The 18,748-nt window shown below is 56.9% G+C and carries 20 protein-coding genes and 1 pseudogene; 8 read left to right on the top strand and 13 right to left on the bottom strand.

Going from position 1 to position 18,748, the window contains the following annotated elements:
- From AC1DXW_RS29025 to AC1DXW_RS29000, 6 genes are all read right to left on the bottom strand, one after another.
- On the bottom strand, nucleotides 1-1,115 hold a 1,115-nt coding region (locus AC1DXW_RS29025; RefSeq protein ID WP_477760785.1), incomplete at its 3' end, for a multiheme c-type cytochrome.
- Nucleotides 1,116-1,569: 454 nt separating this feature from the next.
- The gene (locus AC1DXW_RS29020) at nucleotides 1,570-2,028 is read right to left on the bottom strand and encodes a MarR family winged helix-turn-helix transcriptional regulator (RefSeq protein WP_477754574.1); all 459 of its coding nucleotides are present in this window, start codon (nucleotides 2,026-2,028) and stop codon (nucleotides 1,570-1,572) included.
- 126 nt (nucleotides 2,029-2,154) lie between these two features.
- Nucleotides 2,155-2,607, bottom strand: coding sequence for an Ohr family peroxiredoxin (locus AC1DXW_RS29015; protein WP_477754575.1), 453 nt, complete (start codon nucleotides 2,605-2,607; stop codon nucleotides 2,155-2,157).
- 582 nt (nucleotides 2,608-3,189) lie between these two features.
- The gene (locus AC1DXW_RS29010) at nucleotides 3,190-3,840 is read right to left on the bottom strand and encodes a hypothetical protein (protein WP_477754576.1); all 651 of its coding nucleotides are present in this window, start codon (nucleotides 3,838-3,840) and stop codon (nucleotides 3,190-3,192) included.
- Between the two features lie 493 nt (nucleotides 3,841-4,333).
- A complete protein-coding gene (locus AC1DXW_RS29005) occupies nucleotides 4,334-5,029 on the bottom strand; it encodes a tRNA (adenine(22)-N(1))-methyltransferase (RefSeq protein WP_477754577.1) in 696 nt (231 codons plus the stop codon).
- Nucleotides 5,030-5,140: 111 nt separating this feature from the next.
- Nucleotides 5,141-6,097, bottom strand: a complete 957-nt coding sequence (locus AC1DXW_RS29000) for a threonine dehydratase (RefSeq protein WP_477760784.1) — start codon at nucleotides 6,095-6,097, stop codon at nucleotides 5,141-5,143.
- A 96-nt stretch (nucleotides 6,098-6,193) separates the two neighbouring features.
- Between AC1DXW_RS29000 and AC1DXW_RS28995 the strand changes: the two genes are divergently transcribed.
- From AC1DXW_RS28995 to AC1DXW_RS28985, 3 genes are all read left to right on the top strand, one after another.
- Complete coding sequence (locus tag AC1DXW_RS28995) at nucleotides 6,194-7,015, top strand: helix-turn-helix transcriptional regulator (protein ID WP_477754587.1); 822 nt, start codon at nucleotides 6,194-6,196, stop codon at nucleotides 7,013-7,015.
- Nucleotides 7,016-7,175: 160 nt separating this feature from the next.
- Nucleotides 7,176-7,466 (top strand): hypothetical protein, encoded by a 291-nt coding sequence (locus AC1DXW_RS28990; protein WP_477754579.1) that lies wholly within the window; start codon nucleotides 7,176-7,178, stop codon nucleotides 7,464-7,466.
- 151 nt (nucleotides 7,467-7,617) lie between these two features.
- Nucleotides 7,618-8,178, top strand: coding sequence for a magnesium transporter (locus AC1DXW_RS28985; RefSeq protein ID WP_477754580.1), 561 nt, complete (start codon nucleotides 7,618-7,620; stop codon nucleotides 8,176-8,178).
- A 32-nt stretch (nucleotides 8,179-8,210) separates the two neighbouring features.
- Here the strand turns inward: AC1DXW_RS28985 and AC1DXW_RS28980 are convergent, their stop codons facing one another.
- The 5 genes from AC1DXW_RS28980 to AC1DXW_RS28960 are packed head-to-tail and all read right to left on the bottom strand — an operon-like array spanning nucleotide 8,211 to nucleotide 13,260.
- Nucleotides 8,211-8,528 carry a cytochrome C oxidase subunit IV family protein gene (locus tag AC1DXW_RS28980; protein WP_477754581.1) on the bottom strand — a complete coding sequence of 106 codons (318 nt, stop codon included), beginning with the start codon at nucleotides 8,526-8,528 and terminating at the stop codon, nucleotides 8,211-8,213.
- Nucleotides 8,529-8,541: 13 nt separating this feature from the next.
- Entirely contained in the window at nucleotides 8,542-9,267 is a 726-nt protein-coding gene (locus tag AC1DXW_RS28975; protein WP_477760783.1) for a heme-copper oxidase subunit III family protein, read from the bottom strand.
- Between the two features lie 6 nt (nucleotides 9,268-9,273).
- A complete protein-coding gene (locus tag AC1DXW_RS28970; RefSeq protein WP_477754583.1) occupies nucleotides 9,274-9,966 on the bottom strand; it encodes a cytochrome c oxidase subunit 3 in 693 nt (230 codons plus the stop codon).
- Nucleotides 9,963-11,738: a cytochrome c oxidase subunit I gene (ctaD, locus tag AC1DXW_RS28965; RefSeq protein WP_477754588.1), complete on the bottom strand. Its 1,776-nt coding sequence runs from the start codon at nucleotides 11,736-11,738 to the stop codon at nucleotides 9,963-9,965. Before ctaD ends, AC1DXW_RS28970 begins: the two co-directional genes overlap by 4 nt.
- Before the next feature lie 49 nt (nucleotides 11,739-11,787).
- Nucleotides 11,788-13,260: a c-type cytochrome gene (locus tag AC1DXW_RS28960; RefSeq protein WP_477754584.1), complete on the bottom strand. Its 1,473-nt coding sequence runs from the start codon at nucleotides 13,258-13,260 to the stop codon at nucleotides 11,788-11,790.
- A 315-nt stretch (nucleotides 13,261-13,575) separates the two neighbouring features.
- Here AC1DXW_RS28960 and AC1DXW_RS28955 point away from each other — a divergent pair, with 315 nt between their 5' ends.
- Nucleotides 13,576-13,914 (top strand): hypothetical protein, encoded by a 339-nt coding sequence (locus AC1DXW_RS28955; protein ID WP_477760782.1) that lies wholly within the window; start codon nucleotides 13,576-13,578, stop codon nucleotides 13,912-13,914.
- 30 nt (nucleotides 13,915-13,944) lie between these two features.
- On the opposite strand, the pseudogene AC1DXW_RS28950 reads toward AC1DXW_RS28955, so the two are convergent.
- Nucleotides 13,945-14,050: pseudogene (locus AC1DXW_RS28950) on the bottom strand (AraC family transcriptional regulator); the annotation flags it as partial.
- Nucleotides 14,051-14,187: 137 nt separating this feature from the next.
- Here AC1DXW_RS28950 and AC1DXW_RS28945 point away from each other — a divergent pair.
- Complete coding sequence (locus AC1DXW_RS28945) at nucleotides 14,188-15,600, top strand: NAD(P)-binding protein (RefSeq protein WP_477756400.1); 1,413 nt, start codon at nucleotides 14,188-14,190, stop codon at nucleotides 15,598-15,600.
- 16 nt (nucleotides 15,601-15,616) lie between these two features.
- Nucleotides 15,617-16,576, top strand: coding sequence for an alpha/beta fold hydrolase (locus AC1DXW_RS28940; RefSeq protein ID WP_477756399.1), 960 nt, complete (start codon nucleotides 15,617-15,619; stop codon nucleotides 16,574-16,576).
- Nucleotides 16,577-16,653: 77 nt separating this feature from the next.
- Here AC1DXW_RS28940 and AC1DXW_RS28935 read toward each other — a convergent pair whose 3' ends face one another.
- Nucleotides 16,654-17,124 (bottom strand): metallophosphoesterase family protein, encoded by a 471-nt coding sequence (locus AC1DXW_RS28935; protein WP_477756398.1) that lies wholly within the window; start codon nucleotides 17,122-17,124, stop codon nucleotides 16,654-16,656.
- 308 nt (nucleotides 17,125-17,432) lie between these two features.
- Here AC1DXW_RS28935 and AC1DXW_RS28930 point away from each other — a divergent pair, with 308 nt between their 5' ends.
- Together AC1DXW_RS28930 and AC1DXW_RS28925 are read left to right on the top strand one after the other, a co-directional pair.
- Nucleotides 17,433-17,915, top strand: coding sequence for an eCIS core domain-containing protein (locus AC1DXW_RS28930; protein ID WP_477760781.1), 483 nt, complete (start codon nucleotides 17,433-17,435; stop codon nucleotides 17,913-17,915).
- Nucleotides 17,916-17,972: 57 nt separating this feature from the next.
- The gene (locus tag AC1DXW_RS28925) at nucleotides 17,973-18,458 is read left to right on the top strand and encodes an adenosine-specific kinase (protein ID WP_477760780.1); all 486 of its coding nucleotides are present in this window, start codon (nucleotides 17,973-17,975) and stop codon (nucleotides 18,456-18,458) included.
- The last annotated feature ends 290 nt before the right edge of the window (nucleotides 18,459-18,748 follow it).

Genomic DNA, 18,748 nt, shown 5'->3' with positions numbered 1-18,748 from the left:
ATCGAGCCCAGTCGATAGAGCTCGCGACCACTGGCATCGAGCACCCGGAAATCGATCCACATCTCCCGTCCCTCTGGAAAACCGGTCGGCAGCTTGTGCCCGGCGCCGACGTTGGAAACTTTGACCGCTACCGAGGTGTATTGCCCGGGAATGATGGCTGCCGGCGGTTGCTGGAAGGTTATTTCCGCTGCGCGCGCGAGCATGTCGCGAGCGCGTTGCGAGCCCTCTTCCTGACCGAGATGCTTGAGCATCATGGCGTTGGCTCCGCTGAACCAATGCGAGGCGACCTCTTCGCGGTCTGGCCCCATGATCGCGGCCTTGCCCGCAAAACCCGGCATATGGCAGCTCTGGCAGGTGACATCGTTAAGGCTGTAGGTGCTCTCCTGCCATTCGTCATAGGTGCGCTCGACCGCCACGCTGCTGAAGGGATGCGTGACGTTGTGGCAGGTGCCGCAAAAGTCCGAGCGTGTGTGCAGAGCGGAATATACGGTGTCGTGATACGGCGAAACGGCATCTTTGCGCGGGCCGAACTTGGTCGGTTTACCGTGTGCCCGAGGGCTCAGAACATAGGCGCCGTTATCGAGGCCCGTGCGGGCACTGATGTTGTGGCAGGTCTCGCAATCGACCCCTGGCATCGGATGATTCTTCGCGCTGTCTTCAATCGAGGAGCGGTTGACTTGCGAATTGATCTGCCCGGTCGTGAGACCGATCGGGGTATGGCAGCCGGTGCAGAAGTTATCGACCTTCCCCTCGGTGGCCGAACTCGCACGCTTGAGCAAGGCCCGATAGATGGGTTCATCCCAGGCCTGGGACATCATCGACGAGCGCCACTGCTTGTAGATCTCTGTATGGCAAGCGCCACATACCTGGGCATTGTCGAAGTCCTTCACATTCAACACCAGGTTGCCGGGGGTATTGGCCCGGTGCGGAAAGAACGGCATCGCGCCAGTCACATGCATGAGCTTGGAGCGTGCCGGCTCCAGCCACTTCTCGTTACTTTGATTGTCATTGCCCTGAGGTTCGTCTGCCGCCATCAGCGTTACCGTCAGCAGGCAGGCTAAAAAGCACAATCCGAGCAGCGCTACCCGCGCACACGTGTATCTGGAGTGGCTCATAAGCATTTCCCCTGGACGGTTGCAGAGGAGGACTGCAGCACTTCTATTGAGTAGCCAGGGGTATTAGTTACGTGCAATCACTCAATGGGGTACTTACAGCTCCACAGTATCCCGACTCTGCACCTTTCACGGTCGGGATACGCTCACTCAGCAATTACCTTGCCATCGATGTAACAAAACATATCGGCCGACCTGAGAGCCCGGCAAACATTGCTCAGAACTTGAAATTCTTGAGCTAATGGAGGTGCGAATTCTGCCGGGGAATCGCGCCCATTAGTGGGGGGGCTCGCTCCGAAATCGGGGGGTATCAAGACCAGAGGGCCAGCCCTGCCGTGCAACCGCCGCACAACATCCGATAGCCCAATTGCCCCCCGGGTTTAATGAGCCGCTCAGATCTGATCCGTTATTTGGTGCATCTCACAAATCCGGGGCCACTCACTAGACTCGCTACGACTTACTCCCTGTCTTTCGTCGACCGGATGAGACTGCCCCGTAACTTCACTATGGCCTTCTGCATTTGCACGAAGTCGTCGGGGTCAAGACCGGTTTGCGGGAAGCCATCTTCGGTGAGGCCTTCGCGCAGTTTTCGCCCCTCTCTGGTGAGACTGATCCGCACCTGGCGTTCGTCTTCCGGGTCGCGCTGGCGCAGCAGATAACCCATCGCTTCCAGCTTCTTCAGGATCGGCGTGAGGGTATTGGATTCAAGAAACAGCTTTTCGCCGAGGCTGCCAACGGTCTGGTTGTCTTCCTCCCACAGCGCAACCAGGGTGATGTATTGCGTATAAGTCAGGCCAAGCCGCTCGAGCATCGGCTTGTAGGCCTTGCCGAAGGCCAGATTGGTTGAATAGACCGCAAAACACAGGAAATCGGAGAGTTTGAGATCCAGGGCGGATGTCTTGTCGGTGTTTTTCATGGACGTACTCTTGGGTCAGTCTGGCGAGACTGAAACTTTACATCGTACGCGATGGTATCGGAAGTGCGCATAAACACTGAAGGCCGGCTCACCGGGAGATCCCCGGTGAGCCGGCCGTGGCGTGGGTTATGCCGTCAAGACATTGATGTCGACATCAATGTTGCCGCGTGTGGCCTTGGAATACGGGCAGATTGCATCGGCGTTGTGGGCCAACTCGGTCGCCACCCCATGATCCAGCCCCGGCACACGCAAAGTCAGTCGAGCCTGGAGGAAGTAAGCCGCGCCGGTCTGGCCCAGATCGACTTCAATGTCGACGGCCGTGTCGGTCGGCAGCGTCACCTTCATCTGTAGGGCGGCCAGCCCCACCGCTGCGATGTAGCAAGCCGACCACGCTCCGGCGAACAGTTGCTCGGCTTTCGGGTGCGGCTGGACGGCGGTGAGCACGTGTGCCGGTGTGTCGCTGCCAGGGGACGACAGCACGATATCGAGGTTGCCGTTATGGCCGCGCGAGGTGTTGCCTGCGCTGTTATGAGTGGTGTGGGTTTTGCCGGTTGCCAGCACTTTATCGATCTTGCTCATGGGGCCTTCCTCAGGATTTAATGTTTCGTGCGATTATATCGCATGCGATATTTATGGCGCTTAAAAAGCAACGTTCATCAATTGGCGTGTGCAATGATCCAGTTGTTGCCGTTTTGGCCATGGGAAGCGTGGGCGGTCGAGATAAACATTGTGCGGCGGCTTCCGGTGTTCATGGCTGAGTCTCCAAACGGCAAGGGTTGTTGCTACATCCTGTCTCGTTCGATTAGATCGCATGCGATAGATGAATACTCAACCAAAGCCCCAATGATGTCAAAGCCTATTTTGTGCCTTGGCGATGAGCGGTAGTTACCCTCCCCCCTTGTCGAAACGATGATGGGCTTCTCACCGTCCGGCCCTACGGGGCCTCTGGTTACGCGCTTCGGATCGCTTTCACGCATGACGATCAAGTCGTTGGCGCTGAAATGAAATGGATGTCTTTCACTCGAAAAAAAACCGGCCAATCGAGCCGGTTATCTTTGACCTCCTGTTTCCCACACGCACAAAAACCCCCTCGCCAGGAGGGGGTCTGATGTTTCAAAGGGTCAAACGGTTTTACCCGTCTTTACCTGGGTTTTCGTCAGCTCAGCGCAGCGCAGGAATACCCGCAAACAGCCACGAAGTCTCCTGAGCTGGCGTTGCTTCGTTGCGCTTGCGCGCCCACTGAGTCAGCGCCACCATCATCGCAAAGCCGAGCACGATCAACACCGGATAGGCCATCAGCAACTCGGTGAGCGAATATTTCCAGGCCAGTGGTCGACCGACACCGAGCATGGCGGCATACAGCCAGGACACGCCCGACAGTGCGCCAGAGAACAGGGCAAACATTCGTACACTGACCTTGAGATCAAGCAGCGACCCGGCCTTGAGCATTGCCGGCAATACAAAGCGGTGCAACAACATGCCGTTGAACGTCAGCAACAATACAATGATGACTTTGGCTTGCAGTTTTGGATTGGCAAAATAGTTCATGCCTTTATCCAGATAATCAATGCCTATTACCGCGGCTCCGGTGATCCACAAGAATATCAACGCATTGGAAACAGACGTCTGAAGACTGGCCATATGTTCATTATCGTGCCCCGACGACACACGACCTTTCCATAAATCCTTGACCATTGCGGCATCGCTGGCAAACACCAGGCCAATCGCCACGCAGCAAGCCAACAGGTGAACGTAAACAACACCTAAACGCAAAAACTCCATGGATTCTTTCTGGCCGATCAGGCCGATCATTGTATTAATATCCAAGATGACATCTCCACTTATAGCCGCAGTGCAAATTGACCATGCCCCAGGCATGCGAATTATTTATTCGCACCTGCAAGATCAAGTTCGCAATGATTGAAGCAACTTAATAATTAGGTATTACAAGAGGGAGCGACTCGCCCAGCGAGTCAGTGATGACGGCATACTATCACTCCAGGTCTCAGGTAAAAAAAATCCCCATGTGCATTCCATTCAATGCAGATGAGGTATACGTCCTTTTTATTAGTGAGTGCAGCGCGACCTCTCAAAGGATCCCGTCTGCCGGAACATCAGAGCGAAGCCTATCAAAATCGTTCACTTTTTGAGCAGGATGCTCGACAAACGGTACCAAATCCAACACCGGGGAGTACCTGTCTCCTTGGCTGAAACCGGCGTAGCCAAGGAGCTGAATCGTTTCCGGTTTTATTCCGAAAAAAAGCCGCCATCGCGCTGTATGCACATCGCCTGCCCCCACGCTTCCTCAGGCCAGTAACTGGGTGATCCACTGGGCCTGACGCGCGATGTCCTGCACCCTTTCCTCGGGCACGGCCTGTTGCACCCGGGCAAAGTGGGTCAGGGTCTTCTGCTTCTGGCGCAACTTGCGCTGCCACTTGAGCAGGAACGCCGGACTGCGGGCCTGCATCTGCAATGGGCCGAAGTACAGCTCTTGGGCGGTGTACATCACCGGCCCGGCGCGCTCGGCGACGATGATTTCATAGTCGAAACGACTTTCCCGCAGCACTTCCTCGCAGAGGATGCGGTAGCCATTGTCCATCAGCCATTGGCGCAGTGGCTGTTCGCCGCCGTTGGGTTGCAGGATCAGGCGCTCCTGACCGCTCAGGTACGTCTTGCCGCTGTCGAGGATGTCGCGRATCGTTTCGCCGCCCATACCGCAGATGCTGATCGCCGTGATCCCGTCTCCCGGCTCGATTGCCGCCAGGCCGTTGGCCAGGCGCACGGTGATCTGCGGGTCCAGGCCGTTCTCGCGCACGGTGCGTTCGGCCGAGCGGAACGGCGTCAACGCCACCTCGCCGGCCACCGCCGCCGCGATGGCGCCACGGCGCATCAGCGCCACCGGCAGGTAGCCGTGATCCGAGCCGATATCGGCCAGGCGCGCGCCGGCTGGCACATGCGCCGCCACGCGCTCCAGGCGCATGGACAATGTCTGTTCGTTCACCTGCGGCCCCTTTTCACCACAAACGTCCGGCGCCTTTTGGCCGGATCGGGGCGCGATTGTGTCGAGCAACGCCGTGCATTTCAAATTTATGTGACCACGGTCATTGCCCCTTCACGCAATCACTTGCGCATACACCGATCTGTCGACGTTGCCGCCGGATAGAATCACACCCACCCTTCTTCCCGACATGGCTTCACGCTCCGAAATGAGCGCTGCCAGCGCCGCCGCACCGGCCCCTTCAGCGAGGTTATGGGTATCGGTGTAATACACGCGCATGGCCTCGGCAATCTGCGCGTCACTGACCGCTACGATCCGCTCCGCACCTTGCGCGTAGACGGCAAAGGCCTCAGGCACTGGCTTGCGTACGGCCAGACCGTCGGCAAAGGTGGTTGCCGAGGCGGTTTCGCATAGGACCCCAGTGTCAAACGACAACTGTGCGGCGGCCGCTTGCGTGGAAACCACGCCCACCACCCGGGTGCTCAGTCCCAGCGCATCGCGGGCGGCGATCACCCCGCAAATCCCCGAGCCACAGCCAATCGGTACATATACGGTATCCAGGTCCGGCGCCGCATTGAACAGCTCCAGCGCATAAGTGGCGACGCCTTTGACCAGCTCGGTGTGAAACGGCGGGACCAGGAACAGGTCATGCACGTGCGCAAGGCGTGCAGCCTCTTCGCGGGCCTCATCGAAATCGCGCCCGTATTCGACCACTTCAGCGCCAAAGCCGCGCATGGCGTCGTTCTTTTCTACCGAGTTACCTTGCGGCACTACGATCAACGCCCGCAAACCCAGTGCGCCAGCTGCCAGCGCGAGGCTCTGGCCATGGTTGCCGCGGGTAGCGYTGACAATGCCTTTCGCGTCTGGGTGCTCGCGTTTGAGCCAGTGCATGAAGGTAATACCGCCGCGCACTTTGAAAGCACCGGTAGGCGTGTGATTTTCGTGCTTGACCCACACCGTGCAACCCAACCGCCGAGCCAGCAACGGCCAAGGGTATTGGGCGGTGGCCGGCATGACCTGGTAAACGTTGCGTGCGGCCTGTTCGATATCGCCGCGAGTCAGTCTGTGCATGATTGATCCCCCTGAGATTTTGCCCAGTCTGGACACGGACGCAGTACGCTGGCTTTCAGAAAACTGACCTGACTTTTGTCCCCCCTCTTCACTACTATGGTGTTCATGAGCTATCGAAACCGCATGACGCCACCACTCCTGTCCGAACCGGTCCGCCGTATCGAGGCCGGCCCCTGGGCGATCGAATTGCTCCCCGGCTGTGCCTACGCGACCCGCTATGTGGCGACCCAGGCGGGAATCGGCTTTGCCTTCGACAGCCAGCGAGGCCTGCACGCTATCGGCAGTGACCGAATACGCCCTTTCGATGCCGTGCCCAACGGCCTGGCGTTCGTTCCCGTCGGGTGTGACGTGTTGTCCGAATCACCCACGGGCGGTGAATACCTGCGGGTGATGCGCACCGACGGTATTGCGTTGGTCGGGGATCGTGCCTTCAACAATCGCATCGACCGGCAGGCCACTGCCCTCGCACGGCGAATGCGCGCCGCGCTGTTGCACGCTTGCGTGGAGGACGATTGGGAGGCCTGGGCACTGGCATTGTCTGCGCGGGCGACGAGTAGCGAAGCAGTGCTGTCACCGGCCCATGGCTCGATAACCGGTTACCGGATGCGCTTGCTCGATGAGTTCATTGATGCTGGCCTCGATGGCCCGTTGAGCGTACCGGCGATGGCGGGGCTGCTTGGATTGTCCGAAGGCTATTTCATGCGGGCCTTCAAAAACTCCACAGGCAAAAGCCCGCACGGTTACCTGATCGACCGACGCCTCGCCAGGGCCCGAGCCCTGATGCGCGATTCGACTGCCACGCTGACGGAGATCGCCTACGCCTGCGGTTTCAACTCCCAGGCACACATGGCGACCACCTTCAAGCAACGCCTTGGCGTGAGCCCGGCGCAATTGCGTCAATGTTCAAGGTTCAGTTAGCGCCGGGTTTGATGTTTGCGATGGGCCGGTGGTCGTTGCATTTCGGTTGTCGCCGGCGTTTGGCTAAGCTTAATAAATCAGGGCGAGTTGAAACTTGTGTGATTGCGGCCATCAACGGATCTGGATGGGCATCAAGACGGTACTCCCAAAGGAGACGACTATGTACGCGGTGATAAGAACCTACCTGGGTACGGGAGCAAAGCAACTTTTCGAGCTTCTGGAAAAGCGCAAAGACGACATCGAAGCTACCTTGCGGACAGTGCCTGGCCTCGTAAGCTACACATTGCTGAATACGGGTGACGGTGGTACGTCGATCACTGTTTGCATAGACAAGGCCGGCAGTGATGCGAGCTTGAAAGTAGCGCGTGACTGGATTCAGAAAAACACCTCGAGTATCCACGCGAACCCGCCGATCGTAACGGAAGGTCCGGTCATTGTGCAGATCAATTAGCGACCGGTCCGCATGCTGGCGAGTGCTATACTTTTTTTCAGATTGCATGAAGTATGCAACGTTCCCCACGGTACAGGTACCGACTGTAAATCCTGGTTAACAGCTGCCGGACAAAGGAGGTCTACAGCAAACACGAGTTGGGAGGTGTGGCATGAATCGACACTATTACATCAGTGACAATCTCAACGATCTCGAAACCGTTGAAAATGAATTGGAAGCCAGTGGCATCAATTCCGAACAAATTCATGTGCTCAGTGAAAAAGTTGCTGATGTCGAACAACATCACCTCCACGAGGTTAACTCGTTAATGGAGCAAGATGCTGTTCACTCTGGTGAGATTGGTGCGGTGATCGGTGTGCCCCTCGCAGCACTGGTCCTGGGTGTCGCCTATTGGATGGGCTGGACAGAATCCGCCGCAGGCTGGATGCCAGTTATCTTCCTTGCCATTGTTATTTTGGGCTTCTGCATCTGGGAAGGCGGCTTTTTTGGGTTCCAGGTACCGAACACTCACTTCCGCAATTTCAAGCAGGTGGTAAACGAAGGCAAACATATCTTCTTCGTGGATGTTGAGCCGGATCAAGAATCGCTATTGGACCAGGTAATCAAACATCATCCAATGCTGCAGATCGCCGGCACGGGAACGGCAGCCCCGCACTGGACAGTGGCCTGGCAGCACAAATGGCATCAGTTCAAGCGAGTGATATCGGGTTAACGCCTGGAGACTCAAGGCCATCCGAAAGCTGCTTATTGGCCAAAGGAAATGACCCGGCTGAGGAAAACATAGTCTGCCTCGGTGGCCATGAGTCCGACGAGCACCAGTAAACACAAAGGTGGCACCAATATGGCGTAGACCATGGCCAACCGCTCCCATGCCATATGCATGAAGATGGAGACAATTAAACCTGCCTTCAACAACATGAAAGTGATAATCAGCGTCCACCGAAGGTAGCCATGGAAGTGGAAATAGTCGACAAGGTACGACAGCGTGCTGAGGACGAATAACAACCCCCAGATTTTAAGGTACAAACTGATTGGATGTTGCTGACCCTGAGCATGTGCCATCACCCGCACTCCTCTACCACAAATAGAAGAAAGCAAAAATAAACACCCACACCAAATCCACGAAGTGCCAGTAAAGCCCAGCTATCTCGACGTTCTGATAGTTTCCGGAGCGCTCATAATCTCCCCGCAAAACTTTCAGCGCCACAATGCTGAGGTAGATGGCGCCGATTGACACATGCAGTCCGTGAAAACCGGTAATCATGAAAAAACTGGCACCAAATTGCGCCGCCCCCATGGGGTTCCCCCAGGGACGCACCCCTTCTGCGATGAGCTTGGTCCATTCAARTGCCTGCATGCCGACGAAAGTCACCCCCAAGGCAGCGGTCGCCAGCATCAGGGCCGTGGTTTTCGCACGATCACGGCGATAGGCGAAATTCACGGCCATGGCCATGGTGCCGCTGCTACTGATCAGCACAAAGGTCATGATGGCGATCAGAATAAGCGGGATTTCCCTACCGCCGATCGTCAACGCGAACACTTCACTGGGGTTCGGCCAGGCGGTGGTGATAGTCATGCGTACCGACATGTAGCCGGTCAGAAAACAGGTGAATATAAAAGTATCGCTGAGCAGGAATATCCACATCATCGCCTTGCCCCAGGGGACCTGCTTGAAGGCCTCTTTATCCGAGGACCAATCGTTGGCGATGCCCTGCCATCCCGGCGCAGGTGGCGAACCTGGTGGATTGGATGAACTGATCTCGGCTTGGGCTTGGGCTTCGACTTGCGGGTGCAATGCCATGGCTGTTCACCTCAGGCCGCAGAATCTGGCGATGGCTTCATAGGTTTGCGGGGTGCTGGCCAGCAGCGCGAATAGCACGAACCAAAGGCCCAGCAAGTAATGCCAATAGATGGCACAGAGCTCTACGCTGGCGCTGAGTTGTGCCAGTGGCACATGACGCAGAAATTTAGCGACGATCCAACACCAGGCGATCAGCCCGCCCAGCAGGTGGAGCCCATGCAGGCCGGTCAACAGGTAGAAGAAACTGTTGGCCGGATTGCTGGCGACAAAGTAGCCCCAGGCGACAAACTGCTGCCAGACCCAGAGTTGCCCCGCCAGAAAGGCAATGGCAAAGACTCCCCCCAATGCAAAACCAATGACAGCTGCGCCCGGCAGAGCCTTTCGGGCGGCCATACGCGAGCACTGCAGTGCGATGCAACTCAATACCAGAAAAGCCGAATTCAGCCAGAGCGGTCGGAGATTGCCTAACGGCGCCAAAGGCTCTGTCAGGGGTAGCCAGTCGGCCATTTGTGAACGGGCGACAAAGGCGATCAGGAAGAGGAAGAATAACGAACTCACCACCACCAGAAACAAGCGCAGGCCTACCCTTGCGGTTTGCCTTCTATCGGCACCCTCGGCGGCCTGAATACCCTCAGGGTCGCGATTCCAACTGCCGCCGGGGTCTGCGCCATCGGCGTTTCTCAATAGCAGTCTGTTCATGTTTTAACGTCCGCTGTCCTGGTTCCGGCACTGAGTTGCCGCATTTGCTCCAACTCCTCGGCCGAGACTGTTTGCGGCACGAAATCCTGCTCTATCCCCGGCACACTGTAGTCATAGGCCCAGCGATGCACGACCGGCAGCTTCTCTCCCCAGTTACCGTGTATCGGCGGGGTGTTCGGCGTTTGCCATTCCAGACTGGCCGCGCCCCAGGGATTACTGCCTGCGGGTTTGCCCTTGAACGCACTCCAGGTCAGGTTGAACAGGAACAGCAACTGGGAAACGCCGACAGTCAATGCGACTACCGTAATGAAGGCATTCAAGTCTTGAGCGGACTGCGGGATGAACGCGTAGTTTTCATAGGCGTAGTAGCGACGTGGCATGCCCTGGAAACCCAGGTAGTGCATGGGGAAGAAGATGGCGTAGGTGCCCAGAAAGGTAATCCAGAAATGCAGCTTGCCCAGGGTGTCGTTCCACATCCGCCCGGTGATTTTCGGGAACCAGTGATAAATGCCGCCGAACACCACCAGGACCGGTGCAACCCCCATGACCATATGAAAATGGGCTACGACGAAATAGGTGTCCGAGAGCGGAATATCCACGATCACATTGCCGAGAAACAACCCGGTCAGACCGCCGACCAGGAAGGTGACGATAAAGGCCAGGGCAAACAGCATCGGCACGGTCAGATGGATGTCGCCCTGCCACAGGGTCAGCACCCAGTTGTAGACTTTCAGCGCAGTCGGCACCGCGATGATCAAAGTGGTGACGGCGAAGAAAAAGCCGAAGTACGGGTTCATTCCGCTGACATACATATGGTGCGCCCAGACCACAAAGCTGAGTACGCCAATCGCAATAATGGCCCACACCATCATTCGGTAGCCGAAGATGTTTTTACGTGCATGGGTGCTGATCAAGTCGGAGACCAGGCCAAACGCAGGGAGAGCAACGATGTAGACCTCCGGGTGGCCGAAGAACCAGAACAGGTGCTGGAACAGTATCGGGCTGCCACCCTGGTGATCGAGGTGCTGCCCCAGCGAGACCATCGCCGGCATGAAGAAGCTGGTGCCCAACAGCTTGTCGAACAGCATCATGACCGCACTGACAAACAACGCCGGGAAGGCCAGCAAGGCCATGATCGAGGCCATGAAGATGCCCCATACCGAGAGTGGCATGCGAAACAATGTCATGCCGTGCGTGCGCGCCTGCAACACCGTGGTGACGTAGTTCAACCCGCCCATGGTGGCCGCGACAATGAAAATCGCCAGTGAGACGAGCATCAGGACAATGCCCCACTCGACCCCCGGTGTCCCCTGGGAAATGGACTGTGGCGGATAGAGCGTCCAGCCGGAACCTGTGGGGCCGCCAGGGACAAAAAAACTGCTGAGCAACACCAGTACCGCCACCAGGTAAAACCAGTAGCTGAGCATGTTGACGTAGGGGAAGACCATGTCGCGGGCGCCCACCATCAGCGGGATCAGATAGTTGCCGAAGCCGCCTAGAAACAAGGCCGTCAGCAAGTAAATGACCATGATCATGCCGTGCATGGTCATCGCCTGATAATAAGTACTGGCATCCATGAACGCTAAACTACCGGGGAAGCCTATCTGCATGCGCATCAAGCCGGACAACACCAGAGCGATAAGCCCCACGAAGATGGCCGTCAACGAATATTGAATGGCTATGACCTTGTGGTCCTGACTCCAGATGTATTTGGTCAGGAAACTTTTGGGCTCGTGCAGTGCTTCTGTTTCGGCTTGCTCCGCATAGGCCATCACGTCATCCTCCTGCCGAAGTTTCAGTGTATTCCTGGCTGTTTCACGGCTACTTCCCTGGCTCCGCCTTGTTCGCATCAGCGTCAGCATTCGCTTTGGATTTGATGAAAGCGATCAGTGCATTCAGCTCCTCGTCACTCGGAGCCAATACCGGCATGACGGCTGCATAGCCCTTGACGATTTTGGCATTGGGATGAAGAACCGAATCTCTGATATAGCTCTCATCGACCTTTACGCTCGAATCGTCGGCAAGGGTTTCCGTCTTGCCGTACAGGCCCAGCCAGCTGGGGCCGACGCCCTTGTTGCCATCGACACTGTGGCAGGCCAGACAGCCGAGCGACCCGGCCAGTCGCTGTCCCTGCGCCACCAGGTCTTCACCCGAGCTCGACGCTTCGCCGGTAGAAGGTTCATCGACTTGCCCCGCAGCACCTAGTGATTTGATCAGGGCGATGACAGCACCCAGCTCATCGTCTTTGAGAGTATAGGCCACCATGACCGGCGGGTAGCCCTGTACCAGTCGGGCCTTCGGATCGAGAATCGACTCTTTCAGGTAGGCCTCGTCGACCTGCACACTGGTGCCATCGGCAAGCTGTTCAGTGCGGCCGTACAACCCCTTCCATCCCGGTCCGAGACTGACACCGCCATCCTGGCTATGGCAGGCCTTGCAGCCGAGTTGTTCGACCAACTGGCGGCCTTTTTCCAGCACGCTGTCTCGACCGGGTTTGGCAGCTGTCGTCAATGTCTGCGCAAAAGTCGGCTGGCCTTTCAGCCATTGATCGAAGACGCCCTGCTCTTCCACGATCATATGGCCGCGCATGTTGTAATGACCCACGCCACAATATTCAGCGCAAAGGACGTCATATTTTCCGGTTTTAGTCGGCGTAAACCAAAAGTACGACACCATCCCTGGCACCATGTCCATCTTGCTGCGAATTTGCGGTACATAGAAATCGTGCAGAACATCTTTAGCGCGCAGTAAAACTTTCACCGGCCGATCGAGCGGAAGACGAACTTCATTATTGATTACAAGCACATCGTCCTGCCCTGCAGGATCCTTGGGATCAAGGCCCAGGGGATTGGCGGAATCAATAAACCTGATATCCGATCTGCCCAGCTTTGCGTCTTGACCGGGAAAACGAAAGGCCCACTGCCACTGCTGGGCGACCACTTCAAGTTCGTAAGCATTTTTCGGCACCCGGACGAAGTCGTTGTAAACAACCAGACCTGGCGCCAACATCCCGGCAATACCTACCGAGGTAACGATAATCAACCATAATTCCAGCTTTTTATTTTCTGGCTGGTAGGCCGCCCTGGCACCCTCCTTGTGACGATAGCGCATCACCGCTACCGCCATAAATATCGTGATGGCGATGAAAAACACCCCGCAAATGATCAGGGTGATGAACAGGGTGGTGTCTATGGAGCCCCAGTTGGAAGCTGCCGGTGTCGCCTGCCAAGGCGCTAGTATGTGGAATAGCACTGATGCAATAACGATTAGTATCAAGACAATTGCTATTGCCATTTCCTCTTCATCCTATTCCTGTTGTTCATTGGTTATGCAAAAGCATCGCCACTTACGTCCAGGCAGGGCAGACAAATACCACCCGTCCGGGCGGTAAAGTCAGTAAGGAGTATAGAGCCATCGGCTTGTACCGTGAGGTGGGTAAAGGAGGTTCGGTTGCCAGCTATACTCATTTTCTGATGACGGACGGCAGAGATCGACCGGAAGCGGCCCCAAAGGATGAACCCTGCCCTTGTGCAGTCATCAAACATAAGTGATGGCATTGAGCAGGAACGATAGCTACAGAGTCCAGCAATCCACATGGGAGGTTTCCTCATGAGTGCCCTGACGATTGAAGGCTGGTGCAAAACCAGCGGCGCCCCAAAGTCCACCCCGATGGGGGAAGTCCATTTCTACGTCGACGGACCTCTGCATCGCCGTCTGGAAGATGCCGAAGAGCGCTTGCAGAAGACCCACGAGACTGAAGCCATGGTCGATGTCGATATGGACTCGATGGATTTGATCATGCCTGAGGGATACGCCCCCTTGTCCGACTGTCAAATGCGTGTCTATTTGCAACACGACCGCGGTCAGTTTCACCTGGTCGGGCACCGTGCGAGCGATGACAGCTTGATCTATACCAATGCGGTGTTGATCGATCAGCTGCTTGATTAACGGCTACGTGATTCTCGGCACCGGACTTTCTCATGCTGATTGTCTGCGCCAAGTGCCTTGGGAGGTGCCGAACTGGCGTTTGAGTGCGCGAGTGTGGAGCCACCACGTGCATACGCCAGAGAGTCAGATATTGCATCGACTGGTGAGTCGTAACTCAGGCTGCAACCATTAATTCCATCGGTTATGTGGTGAGGAGCATTCGTTCTATCGGGCTCGGTACAGGTAGCTAATCTTCTGGGGTTGAGGGTGGAACCTTCAGAAAGGCGAAAGCATATGGACGCAAATCTGATCGAAACCGACTACCTGATCATCGGTGCTGGCGCGACGGCCATGGCTTTCGTCGATACGCTACTCAAGGAAACGAATGCACGCATCATAATGGTGGATCGACACGACCGACCTGGCGGGCACTGGAATGATGCCTACCCGTTCGTCCGATTGCACCAGCCCTCGGCCTTCTATGGCGTCAACTCACGGGAATTGGGCAGCGGAACGAAAGACCGGGCGGAACTCAACGAGGGCCTATATGAGCTAGCCTCCGGCGCCGAGGTGGCGAGCTACTTCGACCAGGTGATGAATCAGCAGTTTCTGCCATCAGGTCAAGTCCGTTACTTCCCCATGTGCAACTACACCGGCGACCGCATTGACGACCACCGGTTTACCTCGCTGGTCAGCGGCGTAAACCACCAGGTCCAGGTGCACAAAAAGGTGGTAGACGCCACCCATGCCCAGACCGCAGTTCCCTCGACCCACCCGCCCAGGTACCGGGTGGACCCCGGCGTGCAATGCGTGCCACTGAACGACCTGCCGAAGATCCGGCACCCTCACTCTGGCTACGTAGTGGTCGGATCGGGCAAGACCGGGATCGACGCTTGCCTGTGGTGTCTGCAAAACGGTGTTGCACCCGCAAAAATCTGCTGGATCATGCCGAACGATCCGTGGTTGATCGACCGGGCCAACCTGCAACCCGGCCCCGACAGCTTCGAACGAACAATCGGCGGCCTCATGGCGCAATTCGAGGCCATCGCAGCCGCAGACTCGATCCCGGACCTGTTCGCAAGACTTGAGGCCGCGGGCCAACTCCTGCGCCTGGACAAGTCCGTCGAACCCACTGCTTACCGCTGCGCCACCGTCACACAGGCGGAATTACGCGAGCTTCGACGCATCGGCAACATTGTGCGCCTGGGCAGGGTGCGAGCTATCGAGCCAACGCGCATCGTGCTCGACCGGGGCAGCATCGCCACGAGCCCAGGTACTCTGCACATTGATTGCAGCGCCAGTGCCATCCCGTCACTGCCTGAAATGAAGGTGTTCGACGGCGGCAAGATTAACCTGTTGATGGTAAGCAGTTGCCAACCCGTGTTCAGCGCGGCCTTGATCGCTTATGTGGAAAGCCACCTGACCGATCGAGCGCAAATGAACGCGCTTTGCACGATGGTCCCCCCGCCTCACGTCCCCACGGACTGGATCAGAATGTGGGCGGTCTACCTGGGTAACCAACTACGCTGGGGAGAGCATGAAGGCCTGTCGCGCTGGATCAGGCAGTCGCGCTTATTCTTTCTGACTGCGGTGCTCAGGGGACTGCAAGAAACCGACACCGGGAAAGTGGCACAACTGTATCGGCTCTCTGTCAACAGGCAGAAGGCTCAGGCGAATCTGCCGCGGTTGCTGGAGTCCATCGCTTGAATGGCAGGAAGCGCACATGAACGAGCCACACCTCGAAATGCTCGACATCAATGGCATCCGCATGCGGGTAGCAACGCAAGGTTGCGGCCCGTTGGTCTTGCTATGCCACGGCTTCCCGGAGCTGTGGTACTCCTGGCGCAATCAGCTTGCTGCGCTGGCGGCCGCCGGCTATAGAGCGGTCGCGCCCGACATGCGTGGCTATGGCGGCACCGATGCGCCGGCCGAACCCGACGCCTACACCACACTCCACCTGGTAGGCGACATGGTGGAGTTGGTCCACGCACTCGGCGAACAACAAGCCGTGATCGTCGGTCATGACTGGGGCGCGCTGGTGGCATGGAGCGCAGCAATGATGCGACCCGATCTGTTCCGCGCAGTGGTCGGCATGAGCGTTCCCTTCTCGCCACCGGGTCGCGTGGAGCTCCTGAGCGCGCTTGCCTCGCTGGGTATCAGCGACTTTTATATCCAGTACTTCCAGACGCCGGGTGTGGCCGAGGCCGAGCTGGAAAGAGATGTCGAGTCGTCGATCCGGCGCATCTACTTCAGTGGCTCGGGTGACGGGCCCGATTGGCCGGTGTTTGGCCGGTTGCAGCCGGGACAAGGCTTGCTGGGGGGGATGATCGAGCCCGAAACCCTGCCAGCCTGGCTAAGCCTCGAGGATATCGCCTACTACACCGGCGAATTCACCCGCAGCGGATTTCGCGGCGGCTTGAACTGGTACCGCAACATGACGCGCTCATGGGCACTGCTGGCACCCTGGCGCGATTGCATTATCCGGCAGCCGTCGATGTTCATTGCCGGGAGCCGCGACGACGTGCTGAAGTTTCCGGGTTCCCCACGGCAGATCGAAGCCTTCGCGCAGACACTGCCGGAACTGCGCGGGTGTCATATCCTCGAAGGTGCCGGCCACTGGATACAGCGAGAGCGCGCGACAGAGGTCAATGAGCTGCTACTGGGTTTCCTGAAACAACTCTGAGGACGTATCACCAGCATTTAATACATATTCTCTTTTGTATTTTCTAATACTGCCGTTTCAAATCGTCGAGGGTTCAATCAATCGGGGGGCTGCTCCAACAGGTCAAGCAACCGAGGCTCAATCGAAGTCGCCGTTACCTCGAGCAGCGTCAGCGTGACAGGCAGCTTGAAGCGTCGTCGCCCCGCGCTGCCTGGATTGACAAACAATCGCTCTCCACGCCATTCCATGCGTGGCTTGTGGGAGTGGCCGGTGATCACCAGCTTTATGCCTGGGTCCAGATCGACCGGAACATCGGCAATGTCATGCACCAACAGCGTCTGCCAACCGTTGAGGTCCAATCGCAGAAAATCAGGGAGATTTCCTGCCCATGCCTGGTTTTGATCATTGTTCCCGCGCACGACGTGCAGCGCAGCGATAGACGCCAGTCGGTCAAGAATTTCCGGGCTACCGATGTCGCCGGCATGAATGATCTGCTCGCACCCCGCCAGGGCGGCAAGCGCTTCGGGACGGAGCAAGCCGTGGGTATCGGAAATCACGCCAACTTTCATGCAAGCTCCAGAACGATATGGGCAATGGCCTGAATAATATGTGGACCCCAGGGAATCGAACGGTACCCAAAGCGGTCCAACACGTGCGCAAGCTGCCCGAATGATCGCCTGCCGACCGCCATTGCCTCTGGGAGAACCAATTGTCACCTGCCTTTATGCGTCAACTTGTCCGCTTGGCGATACCGCTTTTCTGCATTGCTACTTCGTCCTCTGCTTTTGCCTGCCCGCAAGGACAGTACCAGGTTTGCGTGGTCGCCTGTTTTTGTGCTCCAGGCTCCAAAGGGGACGTTGGGGAGATCTTCGATAACATGAACCAGATGGCGGCCGCCGGTTTACAGAGCTGGATCGTGCAATCGCGCAATACCCTGGCAACGGGTGATATCCAGACAGTCCCGCTGAATATCCGGGCCCAGCTCGAACCCTACTATGACATTCGAGTGCTCGATTCGGCTCGCTACAAGGTTGGCGACGATGCGCAACTGAACGCCGCAAACACCATACTGCAGAATCCCGATGTAAATGCAGTCACCCTTGTCGACATCATCGTTTTTCGCAGTCCCGATGATGCACTGAACAATGTCGCGCTGTGGGCGCACGAACTGAAGCACGTGCAGCAGTACCAGCAATGGGGCGTCAGCGAGTTTGCCACTCGCTATACCCGTGATTACTCAGCCGTCGAAACGCCTGCCTACGAGATCCAGACCCAGGTAGCCAGAGCGCTGAGAGCCAGCGTGGCCCAGTCAGGGTCTCCTCGGGTTCCTTCAGAGGACGGAGCGATAACCAACGAGTAGCTATGCTTGGTTTATTGACAGACTCTGGTAGCAACATCGTGAAAGGAGGCGTTTGAGATGCAACTCATCACGTGGAAAATCGATAAACCGGATGTGACGAATTTCATTTTGGGTCAGACGCACTTCATCAAGTCCGTCGAGGACATCCACGAAGCGCTGGTTAATGCCGTGCCAGGTATCCAGTTTGGCGTGGCCTTTTGTGAAGCCTCTGGCAAGTGCCTGGTGCGATGGTCTGGCACCGATACCTCAATGATTGAACTTGCACAGAAGAATGCGAAAGCCATCGCCGCAGGCCATAGCTTCATCATTTTCCTGGGCGACGGCTTCTATCCGCTGAACGTGTTAAACACCATCAAAATGGTTCCAGAGGTATGCCGTGTTTTTTGTGCAACCGCCAATCCAACCGAAGTGATTCTCGCTGAGACGCAACAAGGGCGAGCAATCCTGGGCGTAGTGGATGGCTTCTGTGCCAATGACATTGAAGGCGATGAAGACATCCAGTGGCGCAAGAACCTGTTGCGGCAGATTGGCTACAAGCTGTGAATTGCAGAGCGAGTATTTCGTGAGAAAGGGACTGGTTTGATTTCGTCTGGCTGAACATCTGCGACGTGTCGTTTGCAGCTGGTCGCGGATGGCCCAGAGTGTGTAAAAACTGGTTCAAACATCGTCGACACTAGCGCCGACGATGTTTGGCTGGCTAACTACACCTAAAGCGCTCTTCGTAGCTCCAGCCCGCTTTTAATGCCACCAGTAACGCTTCTCAGCTCGTCCATCGGGCAAAACAGAAGGCTTTTCAGGCCGCCAGCGCTTTCATCAGATTCTGCGTACCGAGG

Source organism: Pseudomonas sp. P4_C4, assembly GCF_056402055.1.
Note: the sequence above shows the minus strand (reverse complement) of the source record. Positions and strands in the feature narration are given on the sequence as shown.